Here is a 25,499-nt window from a genome sequence, read left to right on the forward strand (position 1 = left end):
CGTTCGCCTTATACTCCCTTGCGGTCAGTGTGGAGGCTGAACCGGGGGTGTCAACCGGGAATGGACCCGGTCAGTCGATTGTCACCGAGTGGCGCCGAGCCCAGTCGGTGAGCGCCTTGCGCATGTCGCGGGGAGGCTTGGCCAGGAGCTGGTCGAAGCGGGCGCGGATCGCCGCCGCATCGAGCGAGCGAACCATCGCCTTCACCGGCCCAACGGCTGCCGGAGTGATCGAAAAACTGTCCGCGCCGACCCCGACGAGGGCCATGGCTTCGAGCGGCCGGCCGGCCATCTCCCCGCAAACTCTCACGGGCACGCCGGCTGCGTGCGCTGCGTCGAGAACTCGCTTGAGAAAGCGCAGGATCGCCGGGCTGAGCCAGTCGTACCGCTGGGCCAGGCGCGGGTCCGAGCGGTCGGCGGCGAACAGAAATTGCGTCAGGTCGTTCGTGCCGACGGACAGGAAGTCCACTCGCGGCAGGAGTTGGTCGAGCATCTCGGCGAGGCTCGGCACTTCGAGCATGCAGCCGAACTCGATGCGACGCGGTACCTTGCGGTGCCCCTTGCGGGCCCATTCAACCTGTTCTTCGAACAAGGTCCGCGCCTGTTCATATTCCCAAGGCTCGGAGACCATCGGGAACATGACGCGGAGCACCTTGCCACCCGAGGCCTCGATCAGCGCACGCGCCTGCGCCTTCATGAGCGTCGAGCGGTCCAGCGACAGGCGAAGCGCGCGCCAGCCCATCGCCGGATTTTCGGCTTCGTCGTGGACGTCTGCGAGATAGGGCAGCGCCTTGTCGCCGCCGATGTCCACTGTCCGGAAGATTACGGGGCGGTCACCGGCGGATTCCAGCACTCGCGAGTAGAGGCGCTGTTGCCGGTCGCGCCCGGGGAGCGTGGCCGAGACGAGGAATTGGAACTCGGTACGGAAGAGGCCGATGCCATCGGCACCGGTCATTTCCAGCGCGGCGGCGTCCTCGGCGAGGCCGGCGTTGACCAACACGCCGACCTGCAGCCCGTCGCGCGTGACGGCGGGCAGCGCCTTCACTGCGGCGAACTCGGCGCGTCGCTTCTGGCTCATCGCCATGCGCTGTTCGAAGCTGGTCAGCAGTGGCCTGGTTGGACGGACGATGACGCTGCCGTTGTCCCCGTCGACCAGGATCATCTCGCCGTCATCCACGCTATGGCGGATGTCATTCAGGCGGCCGATGACCGGAACGCCTATGGCCCGTGCGACGATCGTCATGTGCGAGGTGAGCGAGCCCTCTTCGAGCAGCACGGCCTTCAGTCGGCGGCGGTCATATTCGAGGAGTTCGGCCGGCCCGAGGTTCCGCGCGATGAGAACGGTGTCGCGCGCCAGACCGGTTTGCGCCGCCGTGCCCATCCGTCCGGATACGATCCGCAACAGGCGGTTCGAGAGGTCCTCGAGATCGTGCATCCGCTCCTGGAGAAGCGGATCGTCGATGTCGCGCATCCGTGCCCGCATGCGCTGCTGCACCCGCTCGATCGCGGCTTCGGCAGTCAGCCCGCTGTCGATCGCCTCGTTGATGCGCCTCGACCATCCTTCGTCGTAGGCGAACATCCGGTAGGTCTCGAGGATTTCCTGATGCTCGCCGATAGTGCCGAACTCGGCCTCGCGCGTCATGTTGTCGATCTGTTCGCGCATGTTCCGGAACGCGGAATAGACGCGCTCGCGCTCGGCCTCGGTATCGTCGGCGACCACATGTTCGACGACGACGCGCGGCTGGTGGAAGACAGCCTCGCCCCGAGCCATTCCGGACACCAGCTTGAGTCCGGCAAGGCGCAGCGGCCCCGCGCTGCGGACGCGGGCACGGCGGGCACCGTCGACCAGCCGCGCCGCAGCGATCATCTCCGACAGCACCATCGCGACGGTCTGCAGCGCCTCGATCTCCACATCCTCGTAGCGGCGCGGGTCGGCGTGCTGGACGGCAAGCACGCCGATCGGGTTCTCGAGGCGCACGATGGGCACGCCCGCGAAGCTGTGGAAGCGCTCCTCGCCCGTCTCCGGCCGGTAGGCGAAGGCCGGGTGCTGCGCCGCTTCGGCGAGGTTCAGGATGCGGCCTTCGTGGGCGATGGTGCCGACCAGCCCCTCGCCCATTTTCAAGCGCGTGACGTGGACCGCTTCCTTGCGCAGCCCGTGGGTTGCGAACAGTTCGAGCTTGCTGTCGCGCAGCAGGTAGATGGAGCAGACTTCGCTTTCCATCTTGCCGGCGATCAGGTCGACGACGCGGTCCAGCTTGCTCTGGACCGACCCCCGCGCAGCCATGATCTCGTGCAGACCGGTCAGGATCTCGCGAGCGGAGGCGGCGGCGGACGCTGGCATGGCCCAGCGCTAGCAGGAACCGGCGAAGCGGATAACCCTCTGGTCGCGCCTACCGGGCGGAGACGAGGTTGTTCGCACGATCCCGGTCCGGAATCTTGTGGTCGGGATCCAGCTCCGCCCGCACCACCGGTGAGGGGCCAGGGACCGGCACGTCCGTAGCGGCTTGCCTGATCCACGTCTCGGCGGGCAGGCGAACGTCGCGCCGCGTGCCGTCGCCAAAGGTCAGGCGCAGGGTGACGGGCATGACCAGCTTGTCGCGCGACTCCACGCGAACCAGCGACCCTTGCTGACCTGCCTTGGCCGGGAACGGCTGAACGCTGGTGACGGCAAGGTCGAGTTGCCAGTTGTTCGCGTACCAGCCGCGCCACCACCAGCCGAGGTCCTCGCCGCTCTCGCTCTCCATCATCCGGAAGAAGTCGGCCGGCTTCGGGTGCTTGAATGCCCAGGTCCCGATGAACCGGCGGAAGGCTCGGTCGAACACTTCCGGGCCGAGGATCTGCTCGCGGAGCAGGACGAGGCCAAGCGCCGATTTGAAGTAGGTCACCGGGTGCCGGTACTTCTCGATGACCGTGTCGGCCCGCGACAGCATCGGCGGGGTTTTCGGGTCGGCGAGAATCGGCAGAATCTCGTCGACGGGGTTGCCGCCGCCGGGCGCATATTCGCTGTCGCGCTTGGGCGCGTACTCGCCGTGGTTGAACTCGTCGGACTCGTAGACATTGATGAAGGTGTTGAAGCCTTCGTCCATCCAGGCGTCGCGCCGCTCGTTGAAACCGACGATCATCGGAAACCAGCCGTGGCCGATCTCGTGGGCGGCGACGAAGAAGGTGGGCAGGGGGGGCGAGCGGATGTCGTCGAAGACGATGCCCGGATATTCCATTCCTCCGGCCGGGCCAGCAACGTTGATGGCTGCGGGCCAGGGATACGGGTACCACTTGGCCGAGTAACGTTCGACCGAGTCCTTCATATATTCGGTCGAGCGGTTCCACGCCTTGGCTTCCGGCGGATAGACGGACTCCGCGAGCGCGGTGCGGCCAGCGGGGAGCCGGATGCGCGCGGCGTCCCAGATGAAGGCGGGCGAGGCAGCGAAGGCGACGTCGCGGGTGTTGTGCATCCGGAAATGCCACGTGCGGGTCGCGGAAGGAGACCCGAGCGGTTCGGCAAGCGTGCGGATCATGACCGTCTTGTCGCTCTGGCGTGCCTGGGCGAGGCGGGCGCGCAGCTGCGGCGGGAGCGCCTGCGCTTCGTTGACCAGCTCGCCGGAGCCCGCGACGAGATAGTTGGCGGGCAGAGTCACCGAATAATCAAAATCGCCGTACTCGAGGTAGAACTCCTGCGCGAGGTAGGGGAGCGCGTCCCAGCCGCGGATGTCGTCGTAAACGGCCATGCGCGGGTACCATTGGGCGATGCTGTAGATCTCGCCATTCGGGCTCGGCATCCAGCCGGTGCGGCCGCCCCAAGGATCCTTGGGGACCGTGTAGTGGTAGGCAATGCGGATGATCGCCTGGCTTTTGGATGCGAGCGGCGTCGGCAGCTGGAGCTGGGCGCGCGTGTCGCTAATCAATGGCTGGACGGCAGTACTGTCCTTGCCGAGCTGGACCGACGCTGAGTCCAGCACCAGACCTTCGGTGTAGCCACCGGTCGGTCCGCCGCCCGACAGGTTGCCCCGGGACTCGGGGCGGTAGCGGTTCTGCTCCAGCTGCAGCCACAGCACGTCGAGCGCATCGGGGCTGTTGTTGGTGTAGCGGATCTCGACCGTGCCGCGGATCGAATGCGTCGCGGGGTCGAGCGTCGCACGAATGCTGTAGTCGGCGCGGTTCTGCCAATAGTGCGGGCCTGGCAGCCCGCTGCCCGAGCGGATCAGGTTCGGCGCAGGACCGTAGTCGAACGCCTGGAAGAGCTCGCGCGGATCATACGCAGAAGGCGCGGGGGTCTGCGCTTGCGCCGCAGCGGCCAGAGCCAATCCCACGAGAGCAAGCGCCGCGCGCACGAATTTGGACAGGCCCATGTCTCTCCTTAACCCCGGCTTTCAAGAGCGGCGGCGGCTTCGTCGACCAGTTCGCCGATGATTTCGGCGACCGGCTCCTCGCGGGTCACCATGCCGACGGACTGACCGGCCATCACGGAGCCCGCCTCGACGTCGCCGTCGATGACTGCGCGGCGAAGTGCGCCCGCCCAGTAATGTTCGATCTGCAGCTGCGCCTCGGCCATTTCGATGTCCTGCCGGTCGAGCAGGTCGGCGACCTCGCGCTGCTTGGCGGCGAAGCGCTCCATCTCACGGTTCTTCAGCGCTCGGACTGGAATGACGGGCAGTCGCGGGTCGATCTGCACGGACGGGATCGCGTCGCGCGCCGACGCGCGGATGAAGGCTTTCTTGAAGTTGGCGTGCGCGATGCACTCGGTCGCGCAGACGAAACGCGTGCCGAGTTGAACGCCGACCGCGCCCATCTCGAGGTAGGCGGCGATCGCTTCGCCGCGGCCGATGCCGCCGGCCACGAACACCGGGATATCCTTCGCCACGGCAGGCAGGATTTCTTGCGCAAGCACGGACGTCGAGACTGGGCCGATGTGCCCGCCGGCCTCCATGCCCTCGATGACCAGCGCATCGACGTTGGAGCGCATCAGCTTCTTCGCCAGCGCCAGCGCCGGGGCAAAGGCGATCAGCTTGGCGCCGCTCGCCTTGATGCGGTCGATCGCTCCACCAGGCGGGAGGCCGCCCGCGAGCACGACATGCGTGACGCCGTGCCTTGCGCAGACGTCGATTAGCTCGGACAGCTGCGGGTGCATGGTGATGAGGTTGACGCCGAAGGGTCGCGTCGTCCGCGCCTTGGTTTCAATGATCTCGGTGTCGAGCAACTCCGGCCCCATCGCTCCGCAAGCGATGACGCCAAAGCCGCCGGCATTGGAGATGGCCGAGACCAGGTTGCGTTCGGAAATCCAGCTCATTGCGCCGCCGAGGATCGCGAGGTCGCAGCCAAGCAGCTCGGTCCCGCGATGCATCAGCGTCTTCAGGCGCGCGTGCCCGAGCGATGGCTGCAGCGCGTGAGGATCGGCGATCAGTCCCTCGCCGCTCATGCTGCCTTCTCCGCGTCGAGGCCAAAGGCGGTGTGAAGAACCCGCACCGCAAGCTCCAGCTCGTTCTCAGCGATCAGCGCGCTCACCTTGATCTCGCTCGTCGAGACCGCGAGCAGGTTGATCTGCCGCTCGGCAAGGACTTCGAACATGGTGGCGGCAAGCTGCGGGTTGGAGCGAATGCCGACCCCGACGATGCTTACCTTCGCGACGTCGTCGTCGTGCAGCAGGCTGGCATAGCCGATCTCGCTGTTGCGCTGCTCGATGACGGCCATCGCCTGGGCAACGCTGGCGCGCGGCACGGTGAAGGTGAGGTCCGAGGCGCCGCTGTTCGGCGTTGCAGCGTGAACGACCATGTCAAATGCGATTCCGGCCTCGGCGAGCGGAGTCATCACGCGGGCGACCGTGCCCGGCTTGTCCGGCACTCCGGTCAGCGTAATCCGCGCCTCGTTCCGGTCGGCGGCGATGCCGGCGATCAGGTTTCTTTCCATGTTCACTCCCGAAAGCTCGGCGACGATATCGGTGCCGGGCTTGTCCTCGAAGGCCGAAAGCACGCGCAGCGGCATCCTCTCGCGCATTGCGAGTCCGACCGACCGGACCTGAAGCACCTTCGCACCGACACCCGCAAGCTCCAGCATTTCCTCGAAAGTCACCTGAGTCAGCTTGCTCGCGCGCGGCACGATGCGCGGATCGGTGGTGTAGACGCCGTCGACGTCCGTGTAGATGTCGCAGCGATCGGCTTTCACACCGGCCGCGATGGCGACCGCGGAGGTGTCCGAGCCGCCGCGGCCGAGGGTAGCCAGGCGGCCGTCTTGCGACACGCCCTGGAAGCCCGGAATCACGGCCACCGTGCCGGCGCTCAATGCCTCGCCGAGCATTGCGGACTCGACGGCCTCGACGCGGGCGTTCCCGTGCACGCCCGACGCGCGGACCAACTGCCAACCCATGAAGCTGCGCGCGTTCACGCCCATGGCCTGCAGCGTCATCGCCAGCAGGCCGGACGTGACCTGCTCGCCGCTCGCGACGACCACGTCATATTCCTGCGGATTGTGGAGCGGCGCAGCCTCACGGCAAAGTTGTACCAGCCGGTCGGTCTCGCCAGCCATTGCCGAGACCACGACGAGAACTTCGTTCCCAGCCTCGGCTTCGCGTCCCACGCGCGCTGCAACGCTGCGGATCCGCTCGATGCCCGCCATCGAGGTTCCGCCGAATTTCATGACGATGCGGGGCATTGATCTCCTTGGGCGGCAGGCGGCGTCCTGTTAGGGGTGGCTCATGGTCCAGACAAGCATCCTCGCCGAAGAAGCCGAGCGCTTCGGCCGCCTCGCCGCCGACTGGTGGGACCCGGACGGCGCCTCCGCGATGCTTCACAAGCTCAATCCGGTGCGGCTGAAGTACGTGCGCGACCAGCTCGACCAGCATTGGCAATGCGACGAGTGCAACCGCCGGCCGCTGGAGGGCAGGACGGCACTCGACGTCGGCTGCGGCGCCGGCCTGCTCGCCGAACCGCTGGCCCGGCTGGGTGCGAAGGTCACCGGCATCGACGCGGCTCCGGAAGTGATCGCGGTGGCGCATGAGCATGCGGCGGCTCGCGGCCTGGAGATCGACTATCGCGCCGGTGACGTGCAGGCGCTCGAGGGGCAGTTCGATCTCATCACCTGCATGGAAGTGATCGAGCATGTTGCCGACCCGACGGCGTTCGTTGCTGCGCTAGCGCAGAGGCTTGCTCCCGATGGCCTCCTCGTTTTGTCCACGCCCAACGCGACGGGCTGGTCGAAGCTGATGATGATCACCGTTGCCGAGGGCCTGGGCCGAATCCCGCGCGGCACGCACGACTTCGACAAGTTCATCGCTCCCGAGCGGATGAAGGTGCTGCTTGCCGATGCCGGGCTGAACTGCGTCGATGTCGAGGGCATCGCCTGGTCGCCGACCCGCGGCCTTCACCTCAGCGACGACGTGCGCCTCAACTATCTTGTGTCGGCTACCCGCGGGCCAGTGGCTTGAAGACGGCGCTGCTCGTGACGGCGATGCTCGTCGCCTGCTCACCCGCGCCGGTCGACGCCCAGGTGCCGGCATTCCCCGGCGCCGAGGGCGCGGGAGCGATGAGCCTTGGCGGGCGTGGTGGCCGCATCATCCGCGTCACCAATCTCGAGGACAGCGGCCCGGGCTCGCTCCGTGCAGCAATCGAAGAACGCGGATCTCGCATCGTCATCTTCGACGTCGGCGGCACCATTCGGCTCAAATCGCCGCTGACGATCCGCAACGGACGGATCACAATCGCCGGCCAGACGGCTCCCGGCGGCGGAATCACCGTGCGCGACCAGACCTTCAGCCCGCACGCCGACGACGTGGTCGTCCGCTTCGTTCGCTCGCGCCTCGGCGATGTGTCGCGGGCAGTGAACGACGGTATCTGGGTCAGCCACGGCAACCGCATCATCCTCGATCACGTCTCGGCGAGCTGGGGGACGGACGAAAGCCTCTCGGTCACGTCCAACTACAAGCGTCCCGGGACCGACCTCGGCGACGTGACGGTGCAATGGTCGATCATCTCCGAATCCCTGTGCCGGTCCGTGAACCCAAAGGGGCGGCACTGCTTCGGATCGATCATCGGCGGCTCGCGCGGCGCGCACTACAGCTTCCACCACAATCTCTGGGCCGACCACGCGGCGCGCATGCCGCGCATCGGGCCCGTGCTCCCTGCCGAAAAGGACAGCATCGGCGGCTTTTTCGATATTCGCTCGAACGTGATCTACAATTGGGGCGGACACCAGGCCGGCTACAGCGGCCTTCCGGTCGGGCCGGCCGCCTACAACTTCATCGACAACAATTACTGGTCGGGTCCGGACAGCATGGACCCGGAGATCTTCAAGGAAGGCAATCCCGGCGCCCACGCCTATTTCTCGGGCAACATGCTCAACGGCCAGGTCCTGACGGGCTTGGCGGGTGTCGGCGGGCTGAAAAACCCCGGTTACCTGCTCGCTCGGCCGGTCGCGATGCCTTCGGTGAGGACGGACAGCGCGGCCGCCACTTACGACAAGGTCTTGCGCCTGGCCGGCGCCTCGCTCGTTCGCGACGCGGTCGACAATCGCGTCATCGCCGGCGTCCGCAACCGCACCGGGAGGCTCGTCGACAGCCAGGAACAGGTCGGCGGCTGGCCTGACCTCGCGCGCGGCAGGCCGTGGGTCGACGGGGACGGCGACGGCATGCCGGATGACTGGGAACGTACGCACCGCCTCAATGCGGACGACCCGAGCGACGGCAACGAGGATCGCGACCAGGACGGCTATACCAATGTGGAAGAGTGGCTGAACGCCCTGGCGGCGCCCGCAATGCCTCGGTGAACCGCGATGACTTGACGACGAACCGTGCATTTCTGTAGACGAGCCGTGTTGAGGCCGTCAGGAGATGATCGCGATGAGCCGTTCCGAAGTCAGCCGCACGCCTGGTTCCAAGCTGCTTTGGGCGATCCTCATCGGCTTCGCATTGTCGATCCCGCTCTTCTCCGTCTGGCTGCTCGTTTACGATCGGCAGAACCAATCCCGGGAGGCTAGCGCTTCGATCACTGCGGGTTGGGGCGGGCCACAAGCAATTTCCGGGCCGGTCCTTGCGATCCCCTACCGGATGAGCTCGACCGAGACGACGGTCGAGAACGGGCACGACGTCACGCGCACAAACGTCGTCAATCGAGTCCTGACGCTCGCGCCCGAGGTCGTCGGGCTGACGACCTCGGTCCGGCCCGAAGTGCGCAGGCGCTCGATCTATCAGGCTGTCGTTTACGGGGCGACCGTTTCGGGAAAGGCGCGCTTCGCCTTTCCACCGGACCTTGCCCGCACTGGCGTCGATCCGTCGCAGATGAACCTGAGCCGCGCCGAGCTGCGATTCGGACTCAGCGATCCGCGAGGCCTCGGCGCGAACCCGCGCGTGGCCATCGGCACCCAGCCACTTCGTCTGCAGCCGGGGGGCGGCAGCAGTGGAGGCCGGCGCTTCTTCGCATGGGTCGACGCGGCCGGTTTGGCTGGTCAGCCAATCGTCGTGGACTTCTCCTACGAGTTCCGCGGAAACGCCGCGCTTAGCCTGAGTCCCAACGCTGGCGACACGCAGTGGAGGGTACAGTCGTCCTGGCCAAATCCGAGTTTCGGAGGGGACTTCCTGCCAAGTGGCCGCAAGGTTGCTGCCGACGGATTCCAGGCAAGCTACCGGATCGGCAACCTCGCTCTCGGCCGTTCACTGGTGAGCACCGGCGACGCAGATGCAGCGCCAGCCCCGGCGCCTCAGCCGGGGCTCTCGACCACCGCGGACGACGGCGCGCAGACCGCTCAGATCGACCTCATCCAGACAGTCGATCTGTATTCGCAGGTAAACCGCGCGACGAAGTACGGCTTCCTTTTCATCGGGTTCACCTTCCTGGCGCTGCTGATGTTCGACATCATCGGCGGAGTGCGCGTGTCATCGGTCGAATACCTGCTGATGGGCGCTGCGCTCGTGCTGTTCTTCGTGCTCTTGCTCGCCTTTGCGGAGATCATCGGCTTCACACTGGCGTACGTGCTCGCATCGGCGGCAATCGCAGGACTGAACACCGCTTACTCCGCCGCGGTTCTGGGCAGCTGGAGACGCGCCGGTTTCATCGGTGGTTTGCTCGTCGGCCTGTACGCCGTGCTCTACATCCTGCTCAGCCTCGAGGCGTTCTCGTTGCTGATTGGCTCGCTGCTCCTCTTCGCGGCGCTCGCTGGCGTGATGTACGCGACGCGCCGCATCGACTGGGGAGGCATTCGCGAGCCGCAAGTCTCGTGACCCTGTAACAGAATGCCGCTAGGCGGCGCCGCATGAGCAACACCGTTCCGCCTAAACGCATCTTCCCGACCTCCAAGGTCGACGCCCGCGCCGCAAGCCACGTGCCGTCGACGCCGCAGACCGAGAGCGCCGCTTACCGGCTGGCGTTCCAGGACAATGAATTCCTGCTGCGCGAGGACCTGCGTCCGGTGCGCTTCCAGCTGGAGTTGCTGAAGCCCGACTTGCTGCTCGACGAGGCGAAGATCGGGTCGACGTTCGTGTTCTACGGCTCGGCGCGCATCCCGTCGCCGGAGGCGGCGGACGGCCTCGTTGCGGCAGCAACCAACGACGAAGAGCGGGCGATTGCGGAGCGGCTGAAGACGAAAGCGCCCTATTATGACACCGCTCGGGAGCTTGCGCGGCTGGCGAGCCGGACGCCGGTGGACGCCTCGGGATACAGGCACTTCGTGGTCTGCTCGGGCGGCGGTCCGTCGATCATGGAGGCAGCCAACCTGGGCGCAGTCGACGAGGGCCAGGAGACGATCGGGCTCAACATCGTCCTCCCGCACGAACAGCTGCCGAACCCCTATGTGACGCCGGACCTCAGCTTTCAATTTCACTATTTCGCGCTGCGCAAGATGCACTTCCTGATCAGGGCGCGCGCGGTTGCCGTGTTCCCAGGCGGATTCGGAACGTTCGACGAGATGTTCGAGCTGCTGACTCTCATCCAGACGGGCAAGGTGCGGCCGCTGCCGATCCTGCTGTTCGGCCGCGACTTCTGGAGCCGGATGGTCAATTTCCAGGGCCTCGCTGACGAGGGTGTCATCTCCCGCGAAGACCTCGACCTCATTCACTGGGTCGAGGATGCGCAGGATGCCTGGGATTACGTCCAGCGCTTCTACGAAGAGCGCGATGCGGTCGGGGACACAACGGACACCGACGGCAGCTGAAGCTTACTTGACGGAGCCCTTGGTGCCCGGGTTGGCCTGAGCCGCCGGGCTGGCATCGCCACCCGAATTCTTGATGTTCTTCTCGATCGCGCCCGTCTTCAGGACCGGCTCCTTGTCGGCCTTTTGCGGTCCGTTGTTGGCGCCAGTGCCGGCCTTGGCAGCGTCCTTCTGCGCAGTGTCCGACGCCGGAGCAGCGGCAGCCGCAGCCGGAAGCGGCTGCGGGGCGTCGCTATGCTGGTTCAGGAAGGCGATCACGTTGGCGCGGTCCTGCGGATTGCTGAGGCCCGCGAAGGTCATCTTCGTGCCCGGCGCGAAGGCCTTCGGACTCTTCAGCCACTGACCGAGACTGTCCCAGCTCCAGTTGCCGCCCTTCTTCGCGAGTGCGTCGGAGAAAGCGAAGCCCTTGCCCTGACCGATCGGTTCGCCGAGCACGCCCCAAAGGTTCGGACCGAGCTGGTTGGCGCCGCCCTTGTCGGCGTTGTGGCAGGCACCACACTTCTTGAACACGTCGGCGCCCTTGGCTGCATCGGCCTTGGCGAGATAGGCCTCGATCGGCTCCTCGGCCGCAGCACCGCCGGCGCCTTCTTCCTCGACACCCGCGATCGGGTAGCCCATCGTCTCCGGCCGCTCGCTGTGGAACGCTTCGCCCGCGACGATCGACGATCCGAGGGCGATGATCCCTGCGAACAGCACCCAGCCGGCGATAGTGTTGAAGCGATCTTGCATGAGGTTTCCCTGTTGCTCGTGAGCCGAGACAGATTGGATATGCGCCGCCCTTTACGGACGACTTCCGGCTTCTTCAAGCGGCCAGCCAATGCTCCATGAGGGTCCTGGCAATGGCAAATCGCGGCGGTGGCTGAAAGGCGGCGTCGTCCGGATGGCGGATCGCTTCGGCGACCTGTTCGCGGCTGAACCAGCGGGCGTCTTCCAGCTCCGTAGTATCGATGGTGAGGTCGGGCGAGAGCGCACGGGCAAGGCAGCCGATCATCAGCGACGACGGGAACGGCCAGGGCTGGCTGGCGACATAGACGATGCCTTGGACGGCGATCCCTGCCTCCTCGCGCAGTTCGCGCGCAACGGCGGCTTCGATCGTTTCTCCGGTCTCCACGAAACCTGCGAGCGCCGAGTAGCGGCGAGGCGGATACGCGGGCTGTCGCCCGAGCAGGACGGCACCGTCGTGTTCCGCCAGCATGATCACGACCGGGTCGACTCGCGGGTAATGTTCCGCACCGCACTCAGCGCAGGAGCGCGACCAGCCGCCGCGGATGATTGCTGTCGGGGAGCCGCAGTTGGCGCAGAAGCCGTGCCCTCCGTGCCAGCCAGCGAGGCTGAGCGCAGCGGCGAAGATCGGTGCCTCCGTCTCGGTGATGCCGCCCAGCACCGAATAAGCGGCGCGTGATCCTTCGACGTGGTCCGGGATCGCGCTGAAGCGCGGGGCGTCCTCGTCGAGACCGAGGAAAAGATCCGGTGCGCTTACCGGCTGCCATTCGAGCATCCCGTCCGCCCCGATCGCAGGAAGGCCGTCGCGCCAGGCGAGCTGCCGTGCCTGCGGGCTGCGTGAGAGCTCGGCGATCCCACCCGGATCGCCGCGCAGCGCATCGGCGCGATCGAGTCCGGCACCCGAGAAAAACGGTTCAGGCGGCAAGGAGCCGTTCGCCTTCTTGGGCGGCTGCGACCGCTTTCCGGTACAGGGTCGGCAAGCCCGCCTCGTCGATGCGCTCGAGTGGTTGCCACCAGCCTTCGCCAACGGCGCCACCGGCGGGGACGACATGAAGGTCGAGCGAGAAGTGCGTGAAGACATGGCGCACGACAGCCACGGCATTTGCCGGCGCGGTTTCCTGCCATTCGCTGGTGGGGAGAGCAGCCATCCCGCCGAGAATGCCGCGGCCGGGCCGCCGAACCAGCCACAGCGTTCCGTCCCGTTGCGTCCACCAGGCAATCGCGTGCCGATGCGGCCGCGGTGCTTTGGATTTTGCCGCCGGGAATGCGGCTGGCTGGCCCGAAGCGCGCGCTTTGCAATCTCCGGCGAGGGGACATGATTGGCACAGCGGCGCCTTGGCCCGGCAGATCGTCGCGCCGAGGTCCATCATCGCCTGCGCAAAGTCTCCAGGCTGGTTGGCCGGGACCATCGTCTCGACAAGCGCGCTGATTTGCGCAGGGGTCGGCTCCCGGATTGCGTTCAGGCGGGCGACGACACGGCGGACGTTGGTGTCCACGACCGCGACAGCCTCGCCGAATGCGATCGCGGCGATTGCCCCCGCTGTGTAGTCGCCGAGTCCGGGCAAAGTGCGAAGCTCGGCTGCCGTGCTCGGTAAACCGCCGCGACGGACGACTTCCCGGGCACAGGCGATGAGATTGCGGGCGCGGGCATAGTATCCGAGGCCCGCCCATTCGGAGAGCACCTCGTCGTCCAAAGCGGCGGCGAGCGCCTGAACGGTCGGCCATCGCGCGACAAAGCGCTGGAACCGCGGCGTGACGGCGGCGACGGTGGTCTGCTGGAGCATCACTTCGCTCAGCCACACGCGATACGGGTCCGGAGGCGCTTCACCCGGGCCGGACCGCCACGGCAGCCGCCGGAAGTTATCCACATAATGTTGAAGCAGGCGCGTCGCGGCGTTGGCGGTCACATGGGGGCTATGGCATGCTCCCCGGCGATGTCGAAGGGAAAGATGACCGAGGAGCCGGAACGCAGCTGCCGTGCGCGTGCGGCCGGCGATCTCGTCGGCGAAGTGGGTGGGCAGTCCTTTCGCAAGTTCGGCTTCGTACAGAGTGCCGTAGTCAGCCGCTGGAGCGAGATCGTCGGCGAGCGCTACGCGAAAGTCTCGTCACCCGAATCGATCCGCTTCCCCGCCGGCCGCAAGTCGAGCGGAGCGCTGACTCTGCTGGTCGAGGGCGCCCATGCTCCGCTCGTGCAGCACCTGGGGCCGATGATCATCGAGCGGGTGAACCGGTTCTTCGGCTATGCCGCGATCGACCGCATCATCTTCAAGCAAGGCCGGGCTCCGCGCCCGGCACCGGCACCGCCCCGGCCGCAGCTTGCGCCGGTCCCGGCGGAACTCGGCGACGGCCTGCGGGAAATCGCCGATCCGGGGCTTCGGGCTTGCCTGGAGTCGCTCGCGGGACGAATTGCCGCTACCGCCGGGCCGCCGTTGCTGCCAGTCAGCGACGATAAACCTTTTCCGGGCGATATTCGGAGCAAGTAAAGCAATGAAGATTGGCAAATTTCTCGCCGGCGTGATGGCCGTCCTGGCCGTGGCCGGCTGCAACCAGAACAAGTCGTCTGGCGAAGCCGTTTCGGACAACGCCAACGTGAAGATCACGCAGGCGAACCCGCCGCCGGGCGGAACCTGGGCCGATGTCGTGAACGCCACGTCAGCGAGCTACGTGATGGGCAACCCCAACGCCAAGGTGAAGCTGGTCGAGATCGGCTCCCTTTCGTGCCCGCACTGCAAGCTGTTCGCCGACGAAGGCGTGCCGTCACTCGTCAACAAATATGTGAAGACCGGTCATGTCAGCTGGGAATACCGGCCGTTCGTGATCCACGGGCCGGTCGACATGGCGGCGGACATGATCGTTCGCTGCAATGGCGCGAAGACCTTCTTCCCGATGATCGAGGCGCTCTACAAGGACCAGGCCGCGTGGATGGGCAAGCTCGAGGCCGCTCCGCAGGACAAGATGACCGAGATCCAGAATTTGCCGCCAAACCAGGCGTTCGTCGCCATGGCAAACCTGCTTGGTCTGCAGGACTGGGCGGCCGCGCGCGGCCTGTCCGTTGCCAAGAGCAACCAGTGCCTGAGCGACCAGAAGATGATCGACCATGAGGTTCAGGTGCTGAGCGACGTGAACAACCAGTACCCCGACTTCGCGGGCACGCCCTCATTCATCATCAACGGCAAGATGCTGCCGAAGGAAGTGGCGAGCTGGGACAAGCTCGAGCCAGCCCTCCGGGACGCGCTGAAATGAGGACTGCTGCGTTTGCGGTGATCGCCCCGGCGCTTTGCCTGGCGCCCATCGCCGGCGCGGCAGTCAAGCCGGCGCCGGCACGCGACTGGTCGCGCACTGTCGCGGCGACGGCCGAAGGCGGAATCCGGCTCGGCAACCCCGCCGCGCGGGTCAAGGTCGTTGAATACGGCTCGCTGATGTGCCCGCACTGCCGGCACTTCGAACAGACCGGCTTCAAGCCGCTCGTGCAGGGCTACGTTCGCAAGGGGCAGGTCAGCTTCGAGTTCCGCAACCTCCTGCTCAATGCTCCAGACATCTCGGCGACGCTGCTGACTCGCTGCGCCGGAGCGGCGAAGTTCTTCCCGATGGCCGACGTCGTCTATGCGACCCAGCCACAGTGGCAGAAGCGGATCGCCGACCTCAGCGAGGCGGACAACTCCGCTCTTCAGGCGATGACGGATCAGCAGCGGATCGTCCGCTACGCGCAGGTCACCGGCCTCGTTTCGGTCGCGGCGCGCTTCGGAGTCACGACTGCCCGGGCGCGGCAATGCCTCAACGATCCCAAGGCGCTCCAGCAGCTGCTCGATGTGACGAAGAGGGCAAGCGACAACGGAGTCCACCACACGCCGACCTTCCTGATCAACGGCAAGGTTTCCGACGCCGCAACTTGGGAGCAGCTTGAGCCCGAGCTCAAGACAGCGCTCACCAGTTAGCGGCGCTCGGGGGGGGAGACATCGTTGCGGATACGACGGCTCAAGCTCAGCGGGTTCAAGAGCTTCGTCGAGCCGACGGAGCTCCGGATCGAGCCCGGGCTGACCGGAGTCGTCGGTCCCAACGGGTGCGGCAAGTCCAACCTACTCGAAGCAATCCGCTGGGTGATGGGCGAATCCAGCCCCAAGTCGCTGCGCGGCGGCGGCATGGACGATGTCATCTTTGCAGGCACCCTGAGCCGGCCGGCACGCGATTTCGCCGAGGTCTCGATCCTGCTCGACCGGCAAGCAGGCGAAGATGGATCGAGCGGCGGCGAGAGCGAAGTGACCAGGCGCATCGAGCGAAGCGCCGGCTCTGCATACCGGATCGATGGACGCGACGTTCGCGCCAAGGACGTGGCGCTGCTCTTCGCCGACGCCGCGACGGGTGCTCATTCCCCGGCGCTCGTCAGCCAGGGGAAGATCAGCGGGATCATCGCCGCCAAACCCGTCGAGCGGCGCCAGCTGCTGGAGGAGGCAGCCGGCATCTCCGGACTGCACGCCCGCCGAAAGGACGCCGAGCAGAAGCTGCGGGCGACCGAGGCCAACCTCACGCGCCTGGGCGAAATCCTGTCGGACCAGGAGCAGCGCGCTGCTGCGCTGCGCCGCCAGGCTCGTGCCGCCGAGCGCTACCGGAAGCTGAGCGAGCAGATCCGGCTCGTTGAAGGCAAGCTTCTGCACGCGCGGTGGAGCGAAGCGGAATGTGCGGCCGACACTGCGCGTGCGGACGCCAGATCGGCCGAGGAGGAAGTGGCCGCCGTTCAGCAGGCGATGACCGATGCGCAGACTGCGCAAGCCGAAGCAGCGGCAGCCCTCGCTGCACGGCGGACCGCGCTCGCAGAGTTGCGCGAGGCCGCGCACGCGCTTGCGCATGAGCTTGCGACGGCGCGGGCTCGGCGCGACACGGTTGCGCGGCGGCTCGCGGAGCTCGACCGGTTAGACGCTTCGCTCAAGGCGGACATGGAACGCGAACGAGCTCTTCATGGGGATGCCGTCGCGGCGCTCCGGCAGCTGGATGCGGAGCGCACGAATATCGAGCAGCGGCTCTCGGAAGCGGAGAGCGACGCCGGGCGGATCGCAGCTGAATTGAACGCCCTCGAAGCAAAGTCGCGCGAAGCAGAAGCGGCGCTCGCCGAGCTGCTCGCGCGTCAGGCGGCGATGCGAGCCGAGCGCCGGGTTGCGGAAGCGGCGCTTGAGGCATCGCGTGCGCAGCTTGGCCGCACCGGCCTGGAGCATTCGCGGCTTGGCGATCAATTGTCCGCGCTCGGCGACGGCTCCGAGCATGAGGGCGCGAAGGCGAACGCCGACGAGCGCGCCCGAGCCGCTGCCGCGGCACTGGAAGCGGCCGAAGCGCGGCGCGCCGCAGCCGACGAAGGCCGCGCCGCCTCGGCGGAAGCCAGGGACGCCGCCGAGAGCAAGCTGGCGAGCGCCCGCGCGTCGCTATCGGCCGTATCTTCGGAACATGACGCTCTGGCCCGAGCTCTCGAACACGGCGGCGGCTCGGCCATCGCCAGCCTGAAAGCCGAGCCGGGATATGAGCGGGCGCTTGCAGCTGCCCTGGGCGAGGATGTCGAAGCAGCGATTGGCGGCGACGCTGCCAGGCGCTGGCAAGGGAGTGCGGCGCACGCCAGCGATCCGGCGCTCCCGCCCAGTACCAAATGCCTCGGCGATCATGTCGCCGCTCCCGATGAGTTGCAGCGCCGTCTGCGGCAGGTAGCCGTGGTCGACGAGGATGAAGGTCAGGAGCTCGCCGTCGGTCAGCGGCTGGTGACCCGCGACGGCAAGCTTCGGCGGTGGGACGGGTTCGTAGCGGTCGGCTCTGGCGCTGCTGCGGCGGAACGGCTGCTCCGGGTCAATCGCCTCGCCCAGCTCGCCGACGAGCTTCCAGGCCTTCAGCAGGCAGCTTCCGACGCGCTTGCGGCCCGGGACGCGACTATCGCCGACATGGAGCGCTTGCGCGCGGCGGCAGAAGAGGCGCGGGGTGCTGCGCTGGCTGCTGAGCGCGAAGGTCGCGAGGCCGCTCGCGCTTCGGATGCCGCCGCCGCCGCCCTGGAGCGAATTACTGCCCAGCGCACGGCGCTGGAGCAGCGGCTTGCAGACCTGGAGCCGGTTCTCGCTGCGGCGCGTGATTCCGTTGCTGCAGCCGACCAGGCGTTATCGACCTTGCCCGATCCTGCCGCCCTCGAGGCTGACGTGGAGGCCGCGCGTCGTACTGCCGGCGTCGCCGCCAGCGCCGTCGCCGACAAGCGAGCGGAAGCGGCGACGCGGGCACGCGAAACGGCTGCCGCTCGTGAGCGCTCAGCCGCCGCGGCACGTGAGCAGACCGACTGGCGGCGGCGCCTGGCAGATGCGGAGCGGCGTCTTGCCGAGGCTGACGAGCGGCAGAAACAGCAGACCGCCGAGCGTGCCGAGCTGGCCGCCGAGCCGCCCCTGCTGGACTCCCGCATTGCCGAGCTCGAGCAGGCAAATTCGGAAAGCCACGCCGCGGTTAGCGACGCATCGGGTGCAGAGCAGGACGCGGAGCGTGCAGTGGCTGCTGCTGCTGCTTCCGTCACGGCCACCAACGAGCGCTCGGCCGGCGCGCGCGAGCGTCGGGCCGGCGCCTTGGCTCGTGCCGAAGCGCAGCAGGCGCGCAGCACCGAACTCGCCCGGGTTTGCCTGGAGCGGTTCGAATGCGTCCCGCAGCGGCTCCCAGAGCGGCTGGGCTTCGACCCCGCGGAGGTGAGTAACGCATCGGATGAGTCAGCCAGCCTGGAACGGCTGACTTTGGAACGCGAGCGGATTGGCCCCGTCAACCTCGTCGCCGAGCAGGAGCTTGCGGAACTCGACGCCGATCGCACCAGGAGCGCCGCCGAAGCCGAGGAACTGACGCAGGCGATCCACCAGCTGCGCGGCTCGATCGGCAATCTCAACCGCGAGGGCCGGGTGCGCCTTCTCGACGCCTACCAGAAAGTCGACGGCCACTTCCGGCGGCTGTTCACTACACTTTTCGAAGGCGGGCAGGCGCACCTGGAGCTGGTCGAAAGCGACGATCCGCTCGAGGCAGGGCTCGAGATCATGGCGCAGCCGCCTGGCAAGCGGCTGTCCACGCTGACGCTGCTGTCAGGCGGAGAGCAGGCGTTGACCGCAGTCGCGCTGATCTTTGCCCTCTTCCTGACCAACCCGGCGCCCATCTGCGTGCTCGACGAGGTCGACGCGCCGCTCGACGACGCCAATGTCGAACGCTTCTGCGAGCTACTGCAGCGGATGACGCAGGAGACGGACACCCGCTATCTCATCGTCACCCACAATGCCGTGACGATGAGCCGGATGGACCGGCTCTTTGGTGTGACGATGATCGAGAAGGGCATCAGTCGGCTGGTATCGGTGGACCTCGGCGGCGCCGAGACACTGCTCGCTGCCGAGTAGGGGCCCGCTATTGCGAATGATTAGCATTAACTGTAGACGCTCGTCCCAACAACAATGGGGACGATATGGACCGGATTATGTTCGCATCGCTGGCAGCGGTGCTCGCGTGCGGCGCGCCCGCAGCACATGCGGCCACGACTGGCGGAGCAAGCGCTGACGTCGAAAATGCCGGTCCGCAGATCATCGTCACCGGTCAGCGCGGCCGCTATGGGGCGAGCTCGACCGGCACGGCGACGAAGACCAACACCGACGTCAAGGACATTCCCCAGGCGCTGACCAGCATCTCGTCGGCGCAGATCGACGATCAGCAGCTTCGGTCGATGGGACAGCTACTGACCTTCGTACCGGGCGCGAGCGCCGGCACCGGTGAAGGCAACCGCGACCAGCTTGTCCTGCGCGGCAACTCCAGCACCGCCGACTTCTTCGTCGATGGGGTTCGCGACGACGTCCAGTACTTCCGCGACTTCTACAACGTCGAGCGGGTCGAGATCCTCAAGGGCCCGAACGCGATGATCTTCGGGCGCGGCGGCGGCGGCGGGATCGTCAACCGCGTGCTCAAGCGTCCGACGTTCAGCGACCGGCGGGACGTCACGGCATCTGCCGACAGCTTTGGGGACGTTCGTGGCACGGTCGATGTCGACGCGGCACTCAGGGCGAATGCGGGGGCCCGCATCACCGCGATGGCCGAGGACGGCCGCGGCTTCCGCAAGCACACGCGGCTCCGGCGATGGGGCGTGAATCCGACCGCGGCGGCAACGATCGGAGAGACCCGGATCGATTTGTCGTTCGAGCATTTCCACGACCGCCGCACCGCGGACCGCGGTGTGCCGGCTAACGGGGATGAGCCGCTGCGTGGCTTCGACCGAACTTTTTTCGGAGATCCCGACAAGAGCCACGCGCGCGCCAACGTCGATCTGGCGTCGCTCGCCGTTCAACAGCAGCTCGGGACGGGCCTCACGCTGCGGAACCGGACGTTGCTCGGCAGCTATCGCAAGTTCTACCAGAACGTATACCCGACAGCGTTCAGCGCGAGCTCGGGGCTTGTCACGCTCGGCGCCTACAACAACCGCAACGACCGGGATAACCTGTTCAGCCAGACCGACCTCGTGTGGGCCAACCGCCTCGCCGGTATCGACCAGACTCTGCTTGTCGGGTTCGAGGTCGGCCGGCAGAAGTCGCGCAACCAGCGGCTGAGCGGCACCATCGTCAGCGGCAACACGACGCCGATCAGCGACCCGACTGTCGACGTGGATGTCATCTGGGCTGCTGCGCCGACCGACGCGAACAACCGTGCGCGCGCCAGTGTCGCTGCCGTGTATGTCCAGGATCAGATCAGGCTCGGCAAGGCCATCGAGATTGTCGCTGGCGTTCGCTTCGACAGTTTCAAGCTCAGAGTGCGCGATCTGCGCACCAGCGGCGGCGAGTTCACGCGGAGTGACCACCTCGTGTCGCCGCGACTAGGCCTGGTGCTCAAGCCGGCCGGGAGCCTGTCCTTCTATTCCACCTACAGCCGGTCGTACCTGCCGCAGTCCGGCGATCAGTTCAGCGGCCTGACGCCGGTAACGGACTCATTGAAGCCGGAGCGCTTCGACAATTACGAGATTGGCGCGAAGTGGGAGCCGAAGCCCGGCTTGCTGGCGACAGCGGCGATCTACCGCCTCGACCGTAGCAACACGCAAGCCCGCGACCAGAACGACCAGGTCGTTCTCACCGGCGCCCAGCGCAGCCGCGGCGTGGAACTCGGCCTCGAGCGGAGCCTGGCGAGCGGATGGCTGATCTCGGCTGGCTACGCATGGCAGAAGGCGGAGATCGTGAAGACCACTGCTGCCGCGCCGGCCGGACGCGAAGTGCCATTGGTCCCCCGTAACAGCGCCTCGCTGTGGTCGCGCTACGACCTGAACCGCCACCTGGGCATCGGGGTCGGCGTAGTTGCCCGCTCCAAGTCCTACGCGACAATCAGCAACGCGGTGACACTTCCCGGCTACGCTCGCCTCGACGGCGCGTTGTTCTACGAGGTCGGCAACGGCATCGAAGCGCAGGTCAATGTCGAAAACCTGCTCGGGGCGCATTATTTCAGCGCCGCGAACAGCGACAACAACATCGCACCTGGAGCGCCGCGCACCGTAAAGGCCAGCCTCGGCTACCGCTTCTAGCGGGTCAGCTCGGCTGCGCGTTCCTTGATGCGGCCGAGATCGGCAACGAACTTCGCTCGCTCCTCGTGGCGGCGGTCCTCTTCGGGGATGCGCAGGAGGAAGCTCGGGTGAACCGTGACCCAGCATTCGCCGCCGTCGGCGAGTTTCAGTGGTGACCCGCGCACCTTGCTGATCGTCACGACCTTATCCAGCAAGGACCGCGCTGCTGTCGCCCCAAGCGCAACGGTGACCGGCGGACGGATCAGTTCGCGCTCATGGTCGATCCACCACCGGCAGGCCTCGATCTCACCCGCGTCCGGCTTGTTGTGGATGCGGCGCTTGCCGCGCGCCACGAACTTGAAGTGCTTGACGGCGTTGGTGACGTAAACCGTCGAGCGGTCGATCCCCGCCTTTTCCAGCGCCGCGTCGAACAGCTGCCCGGCCGGGCCGACGAACGGCCGTCCCGCGACATCCTCCTGGTCGCCCGGTTGCTCGCCGACGAACATGATCGACGCGTCGAGCGGACCTTCACCGAACACGGTCTGGGTACCGAACTTGTAGAGGTCGCACCGGGTGCACTTGCGCGCATCCTTGAACAGCGCTTCCCAGGAGGCGCGCAAGTTGCCGCCGGGCTCGACCCGCCGCTCGGCTTCAAGAGCGTGGCTCAGTCCTTCCTTCGCAACCGAGCGGTCGATCATCTCCAGCTCCCTCGCGCGCGCACCCGCGATCAGCGGCTGAACGAGCGAGGTCTCGGGCATGTTGCGCCAGTATTTCTTCGGCATCTCCTTGAGCATCGCCCCGACCTTCAGGCGCGCCGGGTTGAAGATCGAAGCGTAATAGGTGCGCCAGGTCTCCTCGAGCGGGTCGCCCGACGGCGCGTCTGCCCGCGTAGCGCCCGGCCCCTCGTTGAGCGTCTGGCCCTCCCAGTGGATCGACAGCTCCGGCGTCAGGATCGACCAGCGCATGTTGGTGAAGCGGTCAACGAAGAAGCTCGCGGCGCGGCGGACGATGTGATGCTCGGGCTCGAAGTAGGCGACGAAGCGCTCGTCCAGCTCACGGAAGCGGACGAACGCATGCATCTTGTGGATGTCGCGGCGGACCGCCTTGGCGAGGTCCTGCAAACGCCGGACCAGCGGATCTGCGGCGTCGTCCAGCGCCTGCTTGTTCACCTTCACCCGAAGCAGCATCGCATAAAGCAGAGCGAAGCGCTGCGGGTCCGAATGGCAGACGACGGCCCGAGCAAGCTCAACGAAGGCGCGCGGTACCGGGAAGCTCGCGGCTGCGGGTTGCGGAGTATCGGAACCGAACAGGTCCGCGTCGCCACCTTCCACCTGCCAGACCACGGCACTCGCGGGCACGCCAGCCTCGGCAAGATCGCGAGCGGCATCGCGCCAGCCGTCGAAGTCATCCGGCGCGGCGAGCGTTACGCGATGCGCGTCGATCATGGGCCCTTCGCGTAGCACGTCAGGCCGCGAACAGTTCCAGCTGCTGCTGCTTTGGCGCGATTATCTTCTGGAGCTGTGCGCTGTCGGTTAGCAGGGTCGGACGCCAGTCCGCAGTCGTGATGAACGGGCGCAGCTTGGTGATGGAGACGGTCAGGCGTGCGACGTCGTCGAGCCGCAGCTTGCGCCAACTCCGGGACGCGACGATGCGGTCGACCGCTTTGACGCCCAGACCGGGGACGCGCAGAAGCATCTCGCGTGGCGCGCGGTTCACATCGACAGGGAAGTTGTCGCGAAACTTCAGCGCCCAGGCGAGCTTCGGGTCGATGTCGAGGGGCAGCATGCCCGCCTCGTCAGCGGCGCTTTGCACCTCTTTCGGTGCGAAGCCGTAAAAGCGCATCAGCCAATCGGATTGGTACAGTCGGTGCTCGCGCATCAGCGGCGGTCGCTTGAGCGGGAGGACGGCGCTTGGATCAGGGATCGGGCTGAACGCCGAGTAGTAGACGCGACGCAGGCCGAAGCGATCGTAGAGCGTGCTCGCCTTGCCGACGATGTCCGCGTCGCTCGCTGCGTCCGCGCCGACGATCATCTGCGTCGACTGGCCTGCGGGTGCGAACCGAGGGGCCGACTTGAAGCGCTTTGCGGCGTCCCCGGCCTCGGCGATCGACGCCTTCATGTCGTTCATCGCGCCTTCGATCTGACCGGCGTTCTTCTCGGGTGCCAATGATGTGAGGCCAGCTTCGGTCGGAAGCTCGACGTTGATTGACACCCGGTCGGCAAGCAGCCCCGCCTGACGGACCAACTCCGGGTCGGCGTCCGGAATCGTTTTGAGATGGATGTAACCCCGGAAGTCGTGGTCCTCGCGTAAGCTCCGGGCCACCTCGACCAGTTGCTCCATCGTGTAGTTCGAGGAACGGATGATCCCGGACGACAGGAACAGCCCCTCGATGTAGTTGCGCTTGTAGAAGGCGAGCGTGAGGCGGACGACCTCCTCCGCCGTGAACCGCGCCCGGCGGACGTTCGAGCTCTTGCGGTTGATGCAATAGGCACAATCGAAGATGCAGCTGTTGGTCAGCAGGATCTTCAGGAGCGAAATGCAGCGGCCGTCTGGCGCATAAGCGTGGCAAATGCCCATGCCTTCGCTGGAGCCGACACCCTTGCCCCCGCGGCTGTCGCGCTTGCTCGTCCCCGACGACGCGCAGGACGCGTCATATTTGGCCGCGTCAGCAAGGATCGCGAGCTTTGCCTGGACGTCGAGCTGGGCCACGCGTTCTATCTATGTTCCGCACTGGTCACTTGCAAGACAATAGCTTAGCTGACGCGGCTGACCGACCTGACCGAAAGGCCGTAGCACGGAACGTGGGGCGCTGACGGCGGTTGGTTTGGCGGACAATTAGGAGATTCCCGATGGCCGATGACCGCGAAATCGAAGAGACGTTCTGGAAGGCGCTGAAGCACAGCCCGTTCATCATGCTTGGCGTCGAAGGCACGCGCGACGGCGCGACCCAGCCGATGACGGTGAACTTCGAAGACCAGGACCGCGAAGCAGGCGTGCTGTGGATCTTCACCGCCAAGGACCATGACCTCACCCACGCGCTGGGCCAGTCCAATCGCGCGATCGGGTCATACTCCGCCAAGGGTCACGACGTGTTCGCCAGCCTGCGCGGGACGCTGCAAATTCAGAACGACCGGGCCACCATCGACCGGCTGTGGTCGCCGATGGTTGCCGAATGGTACGAGGGCAAGGACGACTCCAAGATGGCGCTCGTCCGATTCGATGTCGAGGATGCGAAGATCTGGATCAGCGATGTGGAAGGCTTCCTGAAGCCCGCCGTCAATAAGCTGTTCGGCCGGAAGCCGGAGACCGGCATGAAGGAGAAGGTGGCCGAGATCAGCCTGTAGGAAGGCTCTCGCGCAGCTTGCTTTCGATGTTCTCGGTTGGCGGCCGGTGAATCGACCGGTAACGTGCTTCGACGAGGCTGTAGACGCCGAACAGCATCAAGCCGGCTGCCACCGCATATTCGAGTGGCCCGTGCAGCGCGTCCAGGGCCTGCTCGAGTCCGCCAGCTTCCGCCGGGTTGCCGTCGAGGGCTGCACGGGCGAGCAGGAACCCGACAGTAAGGAATGTGACCCCACGCGCTGCATAGCCAGCGCGGCCCAGCCATTTTGCCCACCCTTGGCGCGCCCGCTCGTCAAGGTGACGCAGGAATGAGCAGGTGCCGACTTTGTACAGCTGCACGAGCCCCGCGCCGGCAAGCACGGCGGCTGCCACTGCGAGGACCAGCTGGCCGTGCGGCAAGTGCAGCGCAGTCGCTGCATTGTCTTGTGCTCCCCCCTTCGCTTCATGCCCGTCGGTGATGAGGCGCGCCGCCTTGTAAGCGAGGTACGAATAGATCGCGCCGCTGCCACCGGCGGCGATCCGGCGGCGCCACGCCTTTCCGCCGTCGGTGCCGCTGTCCATCCCGAACGCTGCGTCCGCAAGCCGCCACAGTCCATAGCCTGTCATTCCGACGATCATCACAATCAGCAGGCCGCGCCCGAAGCCGCGGTTCAGGTATTCCAGTGCGCCGGTGAGGTCCTCCGTCCGGCCCGTGCCGAGGACCAGCACTCCGATAACGATGTAGAGCGCCCCGCGGACAAGGAAGCCGAGCCTCGCCAGCCACTGGAACTTGCCCTCATATTTCGGTTCGGCGCGCACG

General features: G+C 66.6%; 20 protein-coding genes. 10 read left to right on the forward strand and 10 right to left on the reverse strand.

Annotated features, from left to right (window positions below; translation table 11 throughout):
• Window positions 1-70: 70 nt before the first annotated feature.
• The 4 genes from ptsP to ACUXST_RS10485 are packed head-to-tail and all read right to left on the reverse strand — an operon-like array spanning window position 71 to window position 6,639.
• On the reverse strand, window positions 71-2,338 hold the full coding sequence (ptsP, locus tag ACUXST_RS10470; RefSeq protein WP_458389915.1) for a phosphoenolpyruvate--protein phosphotransferase: 2,268 nt from the start codon (window positions 2,336-2,338) through the stop codon (window positions 71-73).
• 49 nt (window positions 2,339-2,387) lie between these two features.
• The gene (locus tag ACUXST_RS10475) at window positions 2,388-4,343 is read right to left on the reverse strand and encodes a M1 family metallopeptidase (protein WP_458389916.1); all 1,956 of its coding nucleotides are present in this window, start codon (window positions 4,341-4,343) and stop codon (window positions 2,388-2,390) included.
• Window positions 4,344-4,351: 8 nt separating this feature from the next.
• Window positions 4,352-5,410, reverse strand: coding sequence for an NAD(P)H-dependent flavin oxidoreductase (locus ACUXST_RS10480; RefSeq protein ID WP_458389917.1), 1,059 nt, complete (start codon window positions 5,408-5,410; stop codon window positions 4,352-4,354).
• Window positions 5,407-6,639, reverse strand: coding sequence for an aspartate kinase (locus ACUXST_RS10485; protein WP_458389918.1), 1,233 nt, complete (start codon window positions 6,637-6,639; stop codon window positions 5,407-5,409). The genes ACUXST_RS10480 and ACUXST_RS10485 overlap by 4 nt, the downstream gene beginning before the upstream one ends.
• A gap of 43 nt (window positions 6,640-6,682) precedes the next feature.
• Here ACUXST_RS10485 and ubiG point away from each other — a divergent pair, with 43 nt between their 5' ends.
• From ubiG to ACUXST_RS10505, 4 genes are all read left to right on the forward strand, one after another.
• Window positions 6,683-7,411 carry a bifunctional 2-polyprenyl-6-hydroxyphenol methylase/3-demethylubiquinol 3-O-methyltransferase UbiG gene (gene ubiG, locus ACUXST_RS10490; protein ID WP_458389919.1) on the forward strand — a complete coding sequence of 243 codons (729 nt, stop codon included), beginning with the start codon at window positions 6,683-6,685 and terminating at the stop codon, window positions 7,409-7,411.
• Complete coding sequence (locus ACUXST_RS10495; protein ID WP_458389920.1) at window positions 7,408-8,748, forward strand: pectate lyase family protein; 1,341 nt, start codon at window positions 7,408-7,410, stop codon at window positions 8,746-8,748. Before ubiG ends, ACUXST_RS10495 begins: the two co-directional genes overlap by 4 nt.
• A 73-nt stretch (window positions 8,749-8,821) precedes the next feature.
• Entirely contained in the window at window positions 8,822-10,198 is a 1,377-nt protein-coding gene (gene creD, locus ACUXST_RS10500) for a cell envelope integrity protein CreD (protein WP_458389921.1), read from the forward strand.
• Between the two features lie 32 nt (window positions 10,199-10,230).
• Window positions 10,231-11,127 carry an LOG family protein gene (locus ACUXST_RS10505; RefSeq protein ID WP_458389922.1) on the forward strand — a complete coding sequence of 299 codons (897 nt, stop codon included), beginning with the start codon at window positions 10,231-10,233 and terminating at the stop codon, window positions 11,125-11,127.
• Window positions 11,128-11,130: 3 nt separating this feature from the next.
• Here ACUXST_RS10505 and ACUXST_RS10510 read toward each other — a convergent pair whose 3' ends face one another.
• From ACUXST_RS10510 to ACUXST_RS10520, 3 genes are all read right to left on the reverse strand, one after another.
• Window positions 11,131-11,853, reverse strand: coding sequence for a c-type cytochrome (locus ACUXST_RS10510; RefSeq protein ID WP_458389923.1), 723 nt, complete (start codon window positions 11,851-11,853; stop codon window positions 11,131-11,133).
• Window positions 11,854-11,926: 73 nt separating this feature from the next.
• On the reverse strand, window positions 11,927-12,772 hold the full coding sequence (gene nudC / locus ACUXST_RS10515; protein ID WP_458389924.1) for an NAD(+) diphosphatase: 846 nt from the start codon (window positions 12,770-12,772) through the stop codon (window positions 11,927-11,929).
• Window positions 12,762-13,754: an A/G-specific adenine glycosylase gene (locus ACUXST_RS10520; RefSeq protein ID WP_458389925.1), complete on the reverse strand. Its 993-nt coding sequence runs from the start codon at window positions 13,752-13,754 to the stop codon at window positions 12,762-12,764. Before ACUXST_RS10520 ends, nudC begins: the two co-directional genes overlap by 11 nt.
• Before the next feature lie 27 nt (window positions 13,755-13,781).
• On the opposite strand from ACUXST_RS10520, the gene ACUXST_RS10525 reads away from it, so the two are divergent.
• From ACUXST_RS10525 to ACUXST_RS10545, 5 genes are all read left to right on the forward strand, one after another.
• Window positions 13,782-14,330: a DUF721 domain-containing protein gene (locus ACUXST_RS10525; RefSeq protein ID WP_458389926.1), complete on the forward strand. Its 549-nt coding sequence runs from the start codon at window positions 13,782-13,784 to the stop codon at window positions 14,328-14,330.
• Window positions 14,331-14,334: 4 nt separating this feature from the next.
• On the forward strand, window positions 14,335-15,090 hold the full coding sequence (locus tag ACUXST_RS10530) for a thioredoxin domain-containing protein (RefSeq protein ID WP_458389927.1): 756 nt from the start codon (window positions 14,335-14,337) through the stop codon (window positions 15,088-15,090).
• The gene (locus ACUXST_RS10535) at window positions 15,087-15,782 is read left to right on the forward strand and encodes a DsbA family protein (protein WP_458389928.1); all 696 of its coding nucleotides are present in this window, start codon (window positions 15,087-15,089) and stop codon (window positions 15,780-15,782) included. The genes ACUXST_RS10530 and ACUXST_RS10535 overlap by 4 nt, the downstream gene beginning before the upstream one ends.
• Before the next feature lie 24 nt (window positions 15,783-15,806).
• Window positions 15,807-19,226, forward strand: coding sequence for a chromosome segregation protein SMC (gene smc / locus ACUXST_RS10540; RefSeq protein ID WP_458389929.1), 3,420 nt, complete (start codon window positions 15,807-15,809; stop codon window positions 19,224-19,226).
• A 77-nt stretch (window positions 19,227-19,303) separates the two neighbouring features.
• Window positions 19,304-21,379, forward strand: a complete 2,076-nt coding sequence (locus tag ACUXST_RS10545; RefSeq protein ID WP_458389930.1) for a TonB-dependent receptor — start codon at window positions 19,304-19,306, stop codon at window positions 21,377-21,379.
• Here ACUXST_RS10545 and ACUXST_RS10550 read toward each other — a convergent pair.
• Window positions 21,376-22,803: a UdgX family uracil-DNA binding protein gene (locus tag ACUXST_RS10550; protein WP_458389931.1), complete on the reverse strand. Its 1,428-nt coding sequence runs from the start codon at window positions 22,801-22,803 to the stop codon at window positions 21,376-21,378. The two genes, ACUXST_RS10545 and ACUXST_RS10550, sit on opposite strands and share 4 nt — an antisense overlap.
• A gap of 19 nt (window positions 22,804-22,822) precedes the next feature.
• Window positions 22,823-24,067 carry a putative DNA modification/repair radical SAM protein gene (locus ACUXST_RS10555; RefSeq protein ID WP_458389932.1) on the reverse strand — a complete coding sequence of 415 codons (1,245 nt, stop codon included), beginning with the start codon at window positions 24,065-24,067 and terminating at the stop codon, window positions 22,823-22,825.
• A 140-nt stretch (window positions 24,068-24,207) separates the two neighbouring features.
• On the opposite strand from ACUXST_RS10555, the gene ACUXST_RS10560 reads away from it, so the two are divergent.
• Entirely contained in the window at window positions 24,208-24,702 is a 495-nt protein-coding gene (locus ACUXST_RS10560; RefSeq protein WP_458389933.1) for a pyridoxamine 5'-phosphate oxidase family protein, read from the forward strand.
• On the opposite strand, the gene ACUXST_RS10565 is transcribed toward ACUXST_RS10560, so the two are convergent.
• A complete protein-coding gene (locus tag ACUXST_RS10565) occupies window positions 24,692-25,498 on the reverse strand; it encodes a DUF1206 domain-containing protein (protein ID WP_458389934.1) in 807 nt (268 codons plus the stop codon). The genes ACUXST_RS10560 and ACUXST_RS10565 overlap by 11 nt on opposite strands.
• Window position 25,499: the final 1 nt, after the last annotated feature.

It is taken from the genome of Sphingomonas sp. F9_3S_D5_B_2 (genome assembly GCF_054263715.1).

Coding starts and splice junctions, on each gene's coding strand:
- ACUXST_RS10535 (WP_458389928.1), top strand. CDS start 15,087: ATGAGGACTGCTGCGTTTGCGGTGATCGCCCCGGCGCTTTGCCTGGCG.
- ubiG (WP_458389919.1), top strand. CDS start 6,683: ATGGTCCAGACAAGCATCCTCGCCGAAGAAGCCGAGCGCTTCGGCCGC.
- creD (WP_458389921.1), top strand. CDS start 8,822: ATGAGCCGTTCCGAAGTCAGCCGCACGCCTGGTTCCAAGCTGCTTTGG.
- ptsP (WP_458389915.1), bottom strand. CDS start 2,338: ATGCCAGCGTCCGCCGCCGCCTCCGCTCGCGAGATCCTGACCGGTCTG.
- ACUXST_RS10530 (WP_458389927.1), top strand. CDS start 14,335: ATGAAGATTGGCAAATTTCTCGCCGGCGTGATGGCCGTCCTGGCCGTG.
- ACUXST_RS10525 (WP_458389926.1), top strand. CDS start 13,782: ATGTCGAAGGGAAAGATGACCGAGGAGCCGGAACGCAGCTGCCGTGCG.
- ACUXST_RS10560 (WP_458389933.1), top strand. CDS start 24,208: ATGGCCGATGACCGCGAAATCGAAGAGACGTTCTGGAAGGCGCTGAAG.
- ACUXST_RS10545 (WP_458389930.1), top strand. CDS start 19,304: ATGTTCGCATCGCTGGCAGCGGTGCTCGCGTGCGGCGCGCCCGCAGCA.
- ACUXST_RS10480 (WP_458389917.1), bottom strand. CDS start 5,410: ATGAGCGGCGAGGGACTGATCGCCGATCCTCACGCGCTGCAGCCATCG.
- ACUXST_RS10505 (WP_458389922.1), top strand. CDS start 10,231: ATGAGCAACACCGTTCCGCCTAAACGCATCTTCCCGACCTCCAAGGTC.
- ACUXST_RS10475 (WP_458389916.1), bottom strand. CDS start 4,343: ATGGGCCTGTCCAAATTCGTGCGCGCGGCGCTTGCTCTCGTGGGATTG.
- ACUXST_RS10510 (WP_458389923.1), bottom strand. CDS start 11,853: ATGCAAGATCGCTTCAACACTATCGCCGGCTGGGTGCTGTTCGCAGGG.
- ACUXST_RS10550 (WP_458389931.1), bottom strand. CDS start 22,803: ATGATCGACGCGCATCGCGTAACGCTCGCCGCGCCGGATGACTTCGAC.
- ACUXST_RS10485 (WP_458389918.1), bottom strand. CDS start 6,639: ATGCCCCGCATCGTCATGAAATTCGGCGGAACCTCGATGGCGGGCATC.